Here is a 12,674-nt window from a genome sequence, read left to right as displayed (position 1 = left end):
CATGACCCCTGGCATCGACCATATCGCCGGGCAGACCTTTCACGGGCGCAAGGGCGCGGTTAAGAACGCCTTTCGCTACTCCATCGACTACGTGATCTGCGATGCAGAGGCCCCTTTGCGCGGCCCGTCGCTGTTCGGGCGCAACCGGCGCGGTGTCATGTCGCTGCACGACAGCGACCACGGCGGCAGGGTGAAGGACGGGCAGGGTGCGGCCTGGGTGCGGCAGGTGCTGGCGGCGAACGGTATCGCCCTTGCGGGCCGCATCGATCTTTTGGCGCAACCGCGCGTTCTGGGTCATGTGTTCAACCCCGTCAGCTTCTGGCTGATCCATGACGATGAAGGCGTCCTGCGCTGCGTGATCGCAGAGGTCGGCAATACCTTCGGCGACCGTCATGCCTACCTGTGCCGTAGCCCGAATCTTGCGCCGATCACGAAGGACGTGACGCTGACGGCTGACAAGATCTTCCATGTTTCGCCTTTTCAACCGATCGAAGGCGGATATGTGTTTCGTTTTGATATCACGCCGGACGCCATCGACATCCGCATTGACTATACGCGGGGCGAAGGCGGTCTTGTCGCGACGCTATACGGGTCGCGCAAGCCGCTGACGAATACCCGCATCCTCAAGGCGATCCTGCGCCGCCCCTTCGGCTCTCGGCGTGTTCTGGCGCTGATCCACTGGCAGGCGGTCAAGCTTTGGTGGAAAGGCGCGACCTTCCGATCCTGGACGAAGCCGCCCACGGACGAGGTGTCTTGACCCGCCTTCCCGCATTTGCGCTGTTCGCCGCGATCATCAATGCGGCCGGGCTGCCGATCTACATCTACGCGCCGAAATACTACGCCGATACCTACGGCGTCAGCCTCACGGCGCTTGGCGCGCTGTTGGCTGCACTGCGGCTGGTGGATGTGGTTCAGGACCCCGTGCTGGGTTGGATCAGCGAACGGCTGGACAAGGGCAAGGCGCTTGCCGTGACCTGCGGCGCGGTGGCGCTGGCACTCGCGATGCTCGGCCTCTTCGCCGTGCCGCCGCCCATGGCCCCGCTGTGGTGGTTCGGCATCACGATCACGGCGCTGTTCAGCGCGTTCTCCTTCCTGACGATCAACTTCTATGCGCAGGGCATCGCCAAGGCCGGCGCGGGCGGCGAAGGCCACGTCCGGCTTGCAGCCTGGAGAGAGACGGGTGCCTTGCTGGGCATCTGTGTCGCCGCCATCGCACCGACGCTGCTGATCGGCGCGGTCGCGGCCCCCTTCGCCGTCTTCGCCTGGGGTTTCGCCGCGCTGACGCTGATCGCCGCGGCGGTCATGTGGACCGAATGGAAGGGGCGGACGGTCGCGGAAGCGACGCCGATCCGCACCATCATTGCCGACCCCATCACCCGCCGCCTGTTGCTGCTGGCGCTGGTGAACGCGACGCCGCTGGCCGTGTCGTCCACGTTGTTCCTGTTCTACGTCGACAGCCGCCTGCAGGCACCGGGGTGGGAGGGGCCGCTGCTCGTCCTGTTCTTCCTCGCCGCCGCCTTGTCGTCGCCGGTCTGGTCCGCGCTCGCCCGGCGGTTCGGCGCAAAGCGGGTGCTGCTGGCGGCGATGGTGCTGGCGGTCGCGTCCTTTGGCTATACCCTGCGGTTGGGGGGGGGCGATCAGATGGCTTTTGCCGTCGTCTGCGTGCTGTCCGGGGCCAGCATCGGGGCCGACCTGACCCTGCTGCCGGCCATGTTCGCGCGGCGCATGGCGACGGTTTCGCCCAACGGCGGGCAGGGGTTCGGGCTGTGGTCCCTCGTGAACAAGCTAACGCTGGCCTTCGCTGCGGCGCTTCTGCTGCCCTTGCTGGAGCAGGCGGGGTTCCGGTCGGACGGCGAGAGCACAGCGGGGTCCCTGACCCTGCTGACATGGCTTTACGCAGGCGTTCCCTGCGGGTTGAAGCTGCTCGCAATCGCCCTTCTGTCCGCCACCCGGCTTGAGGACGGCTGACCGCACCCTATCTGTCAGTCAGACAAAGCAGGAGCGGAAGACATGGACTGGCAAGGCAAGAGATACTGGATCGTCGGCGCAAGCGAGGGTCTGGGCCGTGCCCTTGCCCATAAGCTGAGCCGCGTCGGCGTGGAACTTGTCGTGTCGGCCCGGTCCGAGGATCGCCTGAAATCGCTGGTCGACGAACTGCCCGGCAAGGCGACCTATGTCACCGTCGATGTCTCTGACCTGAAGGCGGTCGAGGCGGCCCGCGAGGAGGTCGGAGAGATCGACGGCGTCGTCTATCTGGCCGGCGTCTACTGGCCGATGAAGTCGTCCGAATGGGACAGCACGCAGGCCGAGGCGATGGCAAACATCAACTACCTTGGCGCGTCCCGCGTCGTCGGCAGCGTCATCGGTGACTTCACCGCCCGCGACCGGGGCCATATCGTGGTGACCTCCAGCCTGACGGCGTTTCGCGGGTTGCCCGGCACCATCGGTTATACCGCGTCCAAGGCGGCCGTTATGAGCCTTGCGGAATGCATGTATGCCGACCTGCGCAAGACCGGCGTGCGCGTGCAGGTGGTCAATCCCGGCTTCATCAAGACGCAACTGACCGAAAAAAACGACTTCGACATGCCGTTCATCATGGAACCGGACGCGGCGGCGACCGAGGTCTTCGACCACATGAACAACCCGACGCGGTTCAAGAAAAGCTTTCCGACGGTCTTTTCCTGGCTGTTCCGGGTGGGGCAGTTCCTGCCGGACTGGGCCTACTACGGCATCTTCCGCCCCAAGGACTAGGCCGTGGCCCGGTCGAACAACGCGCTTGCCCGCGCCCAGACGTCCGACGCGGGCGTGGCGAGGTGCGGCAGAAGCTGATCGGCAAAGTCCTGCGAGGATTCCAGCGGCATCAGCGACGGCAGATTGTCGATGGCGGTGACGTCCAGCGGTGGCGCGTCGTGGACCCGCAGGGCGGGCGCGTCCCATGTGGTCACGCGGTCATAGACCTTGATCGGGGAAAAGTCGCTGTCCGGGTCGCAGGCGATATCGCCGATGACCGACAGCTTGCGATCTGCGACCTTGGCGCTGGCTGGCACGAAGACCGGCGTGCCGGGGCGGGCGAGGATGCAGTTCAGGAACAGGTCGTGCTGCAGGGTTTCGGGGAACGGCCCGCCGCCGGCGGTTTCGGCCGTGTCCCACAGGGTCGTGGCGACGCCCATGTCGCGGCAGAGGTCCGCGGCCCCGGTGCCGACCCGTCCCAGCGCACCGATGATCAGCGCCGTGGGGCGTTGCGTCCCGATCCGCACAAGGTCGCCTTGCAGGTCGGCCAGCAGATGCGCCCGGCTTGGCACGGCGCGGACAGGTCCCATGATCTTGCCCTGCTGCTGCGCCATCCAGCACATCAGGCTGACGGCGGCCCCGGCGTAGCCTGCCCAATAGCCAAAGGCAGCGACACGGCGACCGCCTTCCTCTGTCAGGTATTCAAGGTCCAGCAGACGCCCGCCACCCACCTTGAAGCGATCCAGCAGAACCCGACCGTCAGGCTGACCCTTGTAGGCGTGACCGAACATGATGTGGGTGTGGCGCAGCGGGGTGCCGTCCGTGGGCAGTTCCTTCAGACCGAAGATCAGCGCGTCGGCGGGTGCATCGGTCCACGACCCTTCGGCCTCAATCGTGGCCCCGGCGGTTGCATAGTCCGCGGTGGGCACGATGCGCTGGCGACTGTCCTCGACCGTGACGCGCATGCCCTGCCGGATCAGTTCGGCCACGCCCTGCGGCATGATGCCGACGCGGGCCTCGTTATCGCGGCTTTCGGCGCGGACCCAAAGGTGTGTCATGCCATCATCCCCTTGGTGCGCGCGGCCCGCACGGCATAGCGGTCGTTCATCAGCACCTGATGCGCCGACAGGTTCGGAAACTGCGCCAGATCGATGTGCAGGCGCGTTGCAAATCCCGTCAGCACGAACAGCCAGGGATCGGCCAGCGTCAGACTTGAGCCAATGGCGAACGGCGCGAAATCCAGATGCCCTTCAAGATACGCCAGTGACGCCGCCATCGTGTGCGGTGCCTTGGCGGTCATGTCGGCCCAGGACGCCTCTGCATCCGCCCAACGCGCCCCGCGCAGGGCGTGGGCATAGTTCACATGCAGGGTCGCCGCGAGGTAATACATCGTCTCGCGCATCCGGGCGGCCTGAAACGCATCGTCGGGCACCAGATGCGGGCCGTGCACGGCTGCGAGGTAGTCGAGGATCGCGCCGGTTTCCGTCAGCACGCCACTCGGCGTTTCCAGCGTCGGCACTCGGCCCTTGGGGTTCAGCGCGAGATAGGCGGGTGCCTGCTGCGCCGTCACGCGGAAGTCCACGAGAACCGGAGTGTAGTCCAGCTCCAACTCCTCCAGCACGATGGCGGCGACGGCGGAAATGGCAAAGGGATTGTGATGCAGCGTCAGCATGGGTGGGCTTTCAATAGAAGGTGCGCTGATCCGCGCGCGCGGCGGTATCAAGATGGGGGGCCGCGTTGTAGCAGGTCAAGAGCGGCCCGTGATCCGTCACCTGAATGCGGTGGATCGACGTATTCAGGATCGGCAGAGCGACCCGCGCCATCTGCGGGATATCAAGGCCCAGCACGTCGGAAATCGCCTGCGCGATGATCCCGCCAGACGACACGCACAGCACGCGCCGACCCGGCTGTGCCGCCATCGCCATCACGTCGCGGACGCGGGCGCGGAAATCGTCGTAGTATTCGGCCCCGCCGATTTCACCCTTGCGCCAGGCGGTCAGGGTGGCTGGAAAATGCGTGACGAAATCCTCGGGTCCGGCGCGGTTTCGGCCGTGAACGGTCTTCATCTCGTGCGTCAGGTCGTAATAGGCGATCTCGTTCAGCCGGTCGTCGGTGCCGGCGTCCGCGTAACCCATGCCGGCCACCGTTTCGCGCTGGCGGCGCAGCGTGCCGGACAGCACCACGTCATAGGGCCGGTCGTGTTCGCGCATCCAGTCGCCAAGCCAGGCCGCCTGTTCGTGTCCAAGGCCCGACAGGCGGTCATACTCCGCCTCGGTCGTGGCGGCGGAATTGGCCTGCCCGTGACGGACCAGCGTGATTTCACCCATGGCGCGGCTCCTTTGTTGGGACGTGGGTTAAGCGGTTGCGATCCTGTTGGCAACGGGGCGAGGGGTGTGGCCTCGGCCCCTCCGGGGGGAGTTTATCGGCCAGATGAAGGGGATCACGTTGCGCGCCAAGGCACGTTCGGGACTTGTTTACCGATTCGGCCCATGAAATTGTGGGCCAACAGGCAAGAGATGGACAGGTGAACGATGCAGGCCGATACGCTGCTGCGCGATGTCTTTGGATTCGACGGGTTTCGACCGGGACAGGAAGAGATCGTGGACGCCGTCGTGGCCGGGCGCAACACGCTGGCGATCATGCCGACGGGCGGCGGCAAGTCCCTGTGCTTTCAATTGCCCGCGCTGGTGCGTCCCGGCGTGACGGTCGTGATCTCGCCCCTCATTGCCCTGATGCGCGATCAGGTGCGCGGCTTGCAGGCGGCGGGGGTGGCGGCGGGTGCGCTGACATCCGGCAATACCGAGGAAGAGACGGAGGCAGTCTGGGCGCAACTGGCCGCCGGCACGTTGAAGCTGCTTTACATGGCCCCCGAGCGGCTGGCGTCCTTTGGCACGCAACGGATGCTGCGCGAGGCGAACGTCACGCTGATCGCCGTGGACGAGGCGCATTGCGTCAGCCAGTGGGGGCACGACTTCCGCCCCGATTACCTGCGGATCGGCGAATTGCGCGCGATGCTGGACGTCCCGCTGGCAGCCTTCACCGCGACGGCGGACGCTGAAACGCAGGTCGAGATCGTCCAGAAGCTGTTTGCGGGCCAGCCGCCCGCGACGTTCCTGCGCGGCTTCGATCGGCCGAACATCCACCTTGCCTTTGCGGTCAAGGACAACCCGCGCACCCAGATCCTGGGCTTTGCCGCCGCGCGCAAGGGACAGTCCGGCATCGTCTATTGCGGCACGCGGGCCAAGACGGAAACACTGTCGCAGGCGTTGGGGCAGGCGGGCCATTCCGCCTGTCATTATCATGGCGGGATGGACGCGCAGGCGCGGCGCGACGTCGAACGCCGCTTTCAGCAGGAGGACGGGTTGATCGTGACGGCCACGGTCGCCTTTGGCATGGGTATCGACAAGCCGGATATCCGCTGGGTCGCCCACGCGGACCTGCCCAAGTCGATCGAGGGGTATTATCAGGAGATCGGGCGTGCGGGCCGTGACGGCGAACCGGCGGAAACGCTGACGCTTTATGGCCCCGAGGACATCCGCTATCGCCGCCAGCAGATCGACGAGGGGCTGGCCCCAACCGAACGTCGCGCCGCCGATCATGGCCGCCTGAATGCGCTGCTGGGGCTGGCCGAGGCGCTGGAATGTCGCCGCCTGAACCTGCTGCGCTATTTCGGCGAAGACCCGCAACCCTGCGGCAACTGCGATCTGTGCGACAAGCCGGCCGAGGCCTTCGATGCCACGACTCCGGTGCGCATGGCGCTGTCGGCAGCGTTGCGGACGGACGAATGGTTCGGGGCGAACCATCTGATCGACATCGTCATGGGGGCCGATACCGCCAAGATCCGTGAACGCGGTCACGAAAGCCTGCCGACCTACGGGGTCGGGCGCGACTGGGACAAGCGCCAGTGGCAGGCGATCTTTCGCCAGATGTTGGGCCGCGACCTGTTCCGCCCCGATCCCGAGCGGCACGGTGCCTTGCGGATGACCGACGCTGCGCGGCCGATCCTGCGGGGCGAGGCGACGATCACCCTGCGCAAGGATACCGTCACCAACGCCAAGTTCAGCCCGGCCGTACGCGCGATGGTCAGCGAAGAAGACGCGCCGCTGCTGTCCGCGCTGAAGGCAAAGCGTCGCGCCTTGGCCGAACAGGCGGGCGGTCCGGCCTACATCATCTTCAACGACAAGACCCTGATCGAAATGGCGGAACGCAAACCCGCGTCGCTTGACCAGATGGCCCGCATCGGCGGCGTGGGTGCCAAGAAGCTGGAAAGCTACGGTCGCGCGTTCCTCGAGGTCATCGCGGGAGCCGTCGAGGAGGTTCACCCCGCCCGCATGAAGCTGGCGGGGCGGACCGAGGGTGTGGTCTATGATCGCCTGCTGTCCGTGCAGGCCGATCTGGCGCGCGGACCGGATGGGCTGGACAAGCCGATGTCCTGTTCCGCGGCCCAACTGGCCAAGGTGGCGCAATTGCGCAGCGCGGACGCGGGCGCTGTCGCCCGCGTGATCGGCGATCGTCACGCGGAACGGTTCGGCCATGCCTTTCTGGCGGTGCTGTCAGACGGCTGAAGCCATCCGGTGCGGCGTTGCCGTCGCGGCCTCGTCAAAGGCTGATGCGGCCGCGCCAGAGGGTCTTGCCGAACACCGCGCGATCCAGTCCTGCACGACCTGCGCCTTGGGGGCCGCATCGCTGAACCACGTCCAGGGCGAGACTTGCAATAGATCGGCGGCGGAATAATGGTCGCCCATCAAAAAGGGCGCATCCGTCAGCGCCGCGATCAGGCGCGCTTCCAACTCGGCACGGCCGCGAAAGGTCGCCGTCAGGATCGGATGCGACAGGCCCGCCACCTCTGTCACCAGCACCGGCTCGATCACGTTGCCGTACCAGGCAAGCCAGCTCAGATACCGGCCACGATCGGGGTCGCCGGGCTGCGGCGCAAAGGGCCGGGTGCCGAACAGGTCGGTCAGATAAAGGATGATCGCATTCGATTCCCAGATTTCGACCCCGTCGTGGACAAGCAGCGGCACCTTGCCCTCGGGGTGTGGATTGGCCGGGTCGCGCGCGCCGCTGCCATCCTGACGCGGCAGGTCCACGATGCGGACATCGACCTGATCGAGGGCGTCGAGTTCGTGCAGCAACTGGATGATGCGGGTGGAACGGCTGCGGGGGGCGTGAAACAGGGTCAACATGGCTTTTCTCCTTTGTGAAACGTGACTGAGGCCATACTACGGGATCACCCCTGTCAGTTTCCGTCAGGATCATCATGGCCCGCACCGACCGTCTGTTCCGCCTGCTCGACACCCTGCGCCGATAACGGCCGCGCGGCTGGCGACAGAGACAGGCGTGTCACCGCGCACGCTGTATCGCGACATCGACACGCTGCGCGCGGGCGGTGCGTTGATCGACGGGGCACCGGGGTATGGCTACACGCTGACCGAGGATTCCGCCCTGCCACCGCAGACCTTTACCCGAGAAGAGATCGAGGCGTTGCTGCTGGGACTGGGTGAGGTGCCACACCGGGGCGACAGGGCCTTGGCCGCAGCCGCAGCAACCGCGCTCGCCAAGATCATCGCGACCCTGCCTGATCGGCAGCAACGTCAGGCCCAGCACGCCGCCGTCATGGTGCGGTGGTTCGAACGGCCCGCGGCACCGGCCACGGACATGGCGCTGATCCGGCAGGCGATCTGGGACGAACGCGCCATCGATATCCGCTACAGCGACGCCACAGGGGCCGCGACGGCGCGGCGCGTGCTGCCATTGGCGACCGTCTATATCGACATGTCCATCACCTTGCTCGCCTGGTGCTGTCTGCGTCATGATTTTCGCATGTTCAAGGCGGACCGGATTGGAAGCGCGACCCTGACCGACGACAGCTTTCGCCCGCGCAGGGCCGGGTTGCTGCGCGACTACCTGACGGTCCTGCAAGGCGGCGGCTGACCTGCGACATGGCGGCGGGTGGCATCCGGGGGCGGGCCTGCTACAACGCCGGCAACACGTTGCGGAGGCCCCATGCTCGTCACCATCTCGCCCGCCAAATCGCTGGACCTGTCGCCCACGGGTCTGACGCCGACCGTGCCGCAATTTGCGGCCGACGCGGTGCGACTGGCCAAGACGATGCGCGGGCAGACCCTGACGCAGTTGCGTGCGCTCATGGATTTGTCGGACGATCTGGCGCGTCTGAACCGGGACCGGTTCCGCGCGTTCAGCGACGCGCCGCCGCAAGATGCGGTGAAGCCCGCCGCCTGGATGTTCGACGGTGACACCTATCAGGGGCTCGAGGCGAAGACGCTTGAGGCAGCGGATATCGCCCATGCGCAAGACCACCTGTGCATCCTGTCGGGACTTTACGGCCTCTTGCGCCCCCTCGACGCGATCCAGCCTTACCGCCTTGAGATGGGGTCCCGGTTGCAGACGCGGCGCGGCAAGAACCTTTACGACTTCTGGGGCGACAGCATTGCCAAGGCGCTGAATGCGCAGGCGACCGCCGTCGGAACCGACACGCTGATCAATTGTGCCAGTCAGGAATATTTTGCCGCAGCAGACCGCAAGGCGCTGAAGCTGCGGGTCGTGACGCCGCAATTCCTCGAGGTGAAGGAGGGTCGCCCTCGCGTCGTGTCGTTCTTTGCCAAGCGCGCGCGGGGCGCGATGGCGCGGTTCATCGTGACCCGCCGGCTGACCGATGCAACGGCGATCCGCGATTTCGACGCTGGCGGCTACCGCTTCGATGCCGACCTGTCGGAGGGTGACACCTGGGCTTTCGTGCGCGACTATCCGGCCTGAGTGGCCCGGCTGCGCCGGACCAGCCTCTGGCGGGAGTTTAGCTGGCCAGATGAACGGGATGCTTGCGCGCAGGCAAAGGCTGTGGCCCGTCAATGGTATGAGTTGTCCGCCTTGGCGCAAAATGTGAACGTAGAGTCGTCCCTGCGTGGTGACGGCAGCCCGCGCACGCCTTAGATCAGGGACATCGCCCGGGAGAGTTGCGCCATGACCGAGACCATCACCTTTATGCTGGACGGGCAGACCGTCACGGCTGCACCCGATCAGACGATCTGGGAGGTGGCGCATGGCCAAGGCCTTGTGATCCCGCACCTGTGTTTCAAGGAGGCGGCGTCCTACCGGCCCGACGGGAACTGCCGCGCCTGCATGGTCAGTATCGAGGGCGAGCGTGTGTTGGCGGCGTCCTGTCTGCGCAAGCCCACCGATGGCATGGTCGTGACCACCGACCAGCCGCGCGAGGTGAAGGCCCGCAAGCTGGTGATGGAACTGCTGCTGGCCGATCAGCCTGCGCAGGACGTGGCGCACGACAGGTCGAGCCACATGTGGGCCATGGCGACCCATCAGGGTGTCGGCGACAGCCGCTTTCCTCGCAAGGATTTCGTCCATGTGCCGCTGCTGGACGACAGCCACGTCGCGATGCGCGTCAACCTCGATGCCTGCATCCAGTGCAACCTGTGTGTCCGCGCCTGCCGCGAAGTGCAGGTGAACGACGTGATCGGCATGGCGTTTCGGGGGCCCGACGCCTATCCGGTCTTCGACATGGACGACCCGATGGGGGCCAGCACCTGCGTCGCCTGCGGCGAATGCGTGCAGGCCTGCCCGACCGGCGCGCTGATGGAGGCCTCCGTGCTGGACACCGCACAGGTCGGCGACAGCGCGGACTTCGACACGGAAGTCGCCAGCGTCTGTCCGTTCTGCGGTGTCGGCTGCCAGATCAGCCTGAAGGTCAAGGAGGGCCGTGTGAAATATGTCGATGGGCTGGACGGTCCCGCGAACGAAGGACGGCTGTGCGTCAAGGGGCGCTTCGGCTTCGACTATATCCACCACCCGCACCGCCTGACGAAACCTCTGATCCGCCGCGACGATGCGCCGGCGAAGGGGATGAATGTCGATCCCGGCGATTGGGGCACCGTCTTTCGCGAAGCGACGTGGGAGGAGGCGATGAGCCGCGCCGCGGGTGGGCTTGGCGGGCTGCGCGATACACACGGCGGTACCGCCGTCGCGGGTTTCGGCAGTGCCAAATGCACCAACGAAGAGGCGTATCTGTTCCAGAAGTTGATCCGTCAGGGCTTTGGCCACAACAACGTCGATCACTGCACCCGGCTCTGCCACGCCTCTTCCGTTTCGGCGTTGATCGAGAACGTGGGGTCGGGAGCTGTGACTGCGACCTTCAACGAGATCGAGAATGCGGACGTCGCCATTGTCATCGGGGCCAACCCGATCGAGAACCATCCCGTCGCCGCCACCTATTTCAAGCAGTTTACCAAGCGTGGTGGCAAGCTGATCGTCATGGACCCGCGCGGGCAGGCGCTGAAGCGGTTCGCGTCGCACATGCTGCAATTCAAGCCCGGCACCGATGTCGCCATGCTGAACGCGATCTGCAATGTGATCGCCGACGAAGGGCTTTACGACCGCCAGTACATCGACGGCTACACCGAAGGCTGGGAGGCCGAGAAGGCCCACCTGCGCGACTACGACCCCGACCGCATGGCCCCGATCTGCGGCATCGATGCCGACGTGCTGCGCGACGTGGCACGGACCTTTGCCGGGGCCAGGGCGGGCATGATCTTCTGGGGGATGGGCGTCAGCCAGCACACCTATGGCACCGACAATGCGCGGTGCCTGATTTCGCTGGCGCTGATGACCGGTCAGATCGGGCGTCCCGGCACCGGCCTGCATCCGCTGCGCGGGCAGAACAATGTGCAGGGCGCGTCGGATGCCGGCATGATCCCGATGTTCCTGCCCGATTACCAGTCCGTCACCAGCGCCGAAATCCGCGCGAATATCGAGGAGGTCTGGGGCGGCGGCCCACGGATCAATGCCGAGAAAGGGCTGACCGTGACGGAAATCCTGGACGCCGTGCATGACGGCCAGATCAAGGGCATGTATATCCTGGGTGAAAACCCGGCGATGTCGGACCCCGACCTCGACCATGCGCGCGCAGCACTGGCAAAGCTCGACTGTCTGGTCGTGCAGGACATCTTCCTGACGGAAACGGCGAATTTTGCCGATGTGGTCCTGCCCGCTTCGGCTTTTGCGGAAAAGTCCGGCACCGTGACCAACACCAACCGGCAGGTGCAGATGGGCCGCCCTGCCGTGCCACCTCCGGGCGATGCGCGCGAGGATTGGGCGATCGTCACCGACCTTGCCCAGCGCCTTGGCCTGCCCTGGACCTATACCCACCCGCGCGAGGTCTATGCCGAAATGGCGCAGACGATGGCGTCGCTCGACAACATTACTTGGGAGAGGCTGGAGCGTGAGGCCGTCACCTATCCGTCGCTGTCGCCGACCGATCCCGGCCAGCCGATCATGTTCGCCGATGGGTTTCCGCGCGACAGCGGTCGTGCGAAATTCACCCCCGCCGCCGTCATTCCCCCGGACGAGACACCGGACGCCGACTATCCGATGGTCCTGACCACCGGGCGGCAGCTGGAACACTGGCATACGGGTTCGATGACCCGCCGGTCCAGCGTGCTGGACGCCGTCGAGCCGGAGGCGAACTGTTCCCTGCATCCCGACACCCTGCGCGCCATGGCTGTTGCCCCCGGCGAGATGGTGACGCTGACGACGCGCAGAGGCGAGATCACGATCATGGCGCGAGCCGATCGGGCCGTCGCCCGCGACATGGTGTTCCTGCCCTTTGCCTTTGTCGAAGCGGCGGCCAATCTGCTCACAAATCCGGCGATCGACCCTTTCGGCAAGATCCCCGAATTCAAGTATGCGGCCGTCCGCGTCACGGCACCTGCCCCTGTGGAACCGGCCGAATAGGGCGAGGACCGGTTCCATCACAAAATCTGGCGCATGGTGATTATTTCAAACACACGCCCGTGAGATTTCAATTATCGAATGTTTTCGGGTGTTTGGCGCCGGCGAACTATCGCGAATGTCGCAAAAACCATACAATGGTCGCCAAGGGCATCCAAAACTGGCGCAGGGTGTCGAACTTTAGC

General features: G+C 65.7%; 11 protein-coding genes. 7 read left to right on the top strand and 4 right to left on the bottom strand.

What is annotated here, in order from left to right; all coding sequences use genetic code 11:
* Nucleotide 1 precedes the first annotated feature (1 nt).
* From ACOI1H_RS03535 to ACOI1H_RS03525, 3 genes are read left to right on the top strand one after another with little or no spacing between them, the layout of a single operon-like run.
* A complete protein-coding gene (locus tag ACOI1H_RS03535; RefSeq protein ID WP_422435342.1) occupies nucleotides 2-757 on the top strand; it encodes a DUF1365 domain-containing protein in 756 nt (251 codons plus the stop codon).
* The gene (locus ACOI1H_RS03530; protein ID WP_422435341.1) at nucleotides 754-1,968 is read left to right on the top strand and encodes an MFS transporter; all 1,215 of its coding nucleotides are present in this window, start codon (nucleotides 754-756) and stop codon (nucleotides 1,966-1,968) included. The genes ACOI1H_RS03535 and ACOI1H_RS03530 overlap by 4 nt, the downstream gene beginning before the upstream one ends.
* A gap of 42 nt (nucleotides 1,969-2,010) precedes the next feature.
* A complete protein-coding gene (locus ACOI1H_RS03525; RefSeq protein WP_422435340.1) occupies nucleotides 2,011-2,751 on the top strand; it encodes an SDR family NAD(P)-dependent oxidoreductase in 741 nt (246 codons plus the stop codon).
* On the opposite strand, the gene ACOI1H_RS03520 is transcribed toward ACOI1H_RS03525, so the two are convergent.
* From ACOI1H_RS03520 to ACOI1H_RS03510, 3 genes are read right to left on the bottom strand one after another with little or no spacing between them, the layout of a single operon-like run.
* Entirely contained in the window at nucleotides 2,748-3,788 is a 1,041-nt protein-coding gene (locus ACOI1H_RS03520) for a saccharopine dehydrogenase (protein WP_422435339.1), read from the bottom strand. The two genes, ACOI1H_RS03525 and ACOI1H_RS03520, sit on opposite strands and share 4 nt — an antisense overlap.
* A complete protein-coding gene (locus tag ACOI1H_RS03515) occupies nucleotides 3,785-4,402 on the bottom strand; it encodes a glutathione S-transferase family protein (protein ID WP_422435338.1) in 618 nt (205 codons plus the stop codon). Before ACOI1H_RS03515 ends, ACOI1H_RS03520 begins: the two co-directional genes overlap by 4 nt.
* 10 nt (nucleotides 4,403-4,412) lie before the next feature.
* Entirely contained in the window at nucleotides 4,413-5,057 is a 645-nt protein-coding gene (locus ACOI1H_RS03510) for a histidine phosphatase family protein (protein ID WP_422435337.1), read from the bottom strand.
* Between the two features lie 204 nt (nucleotides 5,058-5,261).
* On the opposite strand from ACOI1H_RS03510, the gene recQ reads away from it, so the two are divergent.
* The gene (gene recQ, locus ACOI1H_RS03505; RefSeq protein WP_422435336.1) at nucleotides 5,262-7,295 is read left to right on the top strand and encodes a DNA helicase RecQ; all 2,034 of its coding nucleotides are present in this window, start codon (nucleotides 5,262-5,264) and stop codon (nucleotides 7,293-7,295) included.
* Here recQ and ACOI1H_RS03500 read toward each other — a convergent pair.
* Nucleotides 7,284-7,916 carry a glutathione S-transferase family protein gene (locus tag ACOI1H_RS03500; RefSeq protein ID WP_422435335.1) on the bottom strand — a complete coding sequence of 211 codons (633 nt, stop codon included), beginning with the start codon at nucleotides 7,914-7,916 and terminating at the stop codon, nucleotides 7,284-7,286. The genes recQ and ACOI1H_RS03500 overlap by 12 nt on opposite strands.
* Nucleotides 7,917-8,070: 154 nt before the next feature.
* On the opposite strand from ACOI1H_RS03500, the gene ACOI1H_RS03495 reads away from it, so the two are divergent.
* The 3 genes from ACOI1H_RS03495 to fdhF all read left to right on the top strand — a co-directional run bounded on the left by ACOI1H_RS03495 (nucleotide 8,071) and on the right by fdhF (nucleotide 12,492).
* On the top strand, nucleotides 8,071-8,664 hold the full coding sequence (locus ACOI1H_RS03495) for a helix-turn-helix transcriptional regulator (protein WP_422435334.1): 594 nt from the start codon (nucleotides 8,071-8,073) through the stop codon (nucleotides 8,662-8,664).
* 72 nt (nucleotides 8,665-8,736) lie between these two features.
* Nucleotides 8,737-9,507, top strand: a complete 771-nt coding sequence (yaaA, locus tag ACOI1H_RS03490; RefSeq protein ID WP_422435333.1) for a peroxide stress protein YaaA — start codon at nucleotides 8,737-8,739, stop codon at nucleotides 9,505-9,507.
* Nucleotides 9,508-9,711: 204 nt separating this feature from the next.
* Complete coding sequence (gene fdhF, locus ACOI1H_RS03485) at nucleotides 9,712-12,492, top strand: formate dehydrogenase subunit alpha (protein WP_422435332.1); 2,781 nt, start codon at nucleotides 9,712-9,714, stop codon at nucleotides 12,490-12,492.
* The last annotated feature ends 182 nt before the right edge of the window (nucleotides 12,493-12,674 follow it).

The organism is Loktanella sp. DJP18, from assembly GCF_049310965.1.
In the GTDB taxonomy this organism is placed as follows: Bacteria; Pseudomonadota; Alphaproteobacteria; order Rhodobacterales; family Rhodobacteraceae; genus Loktanella.
Note: the sequence above shows the minus strand (reverse complement) of the source record. Positions and strands in the feature narration are given on the sequence as shown.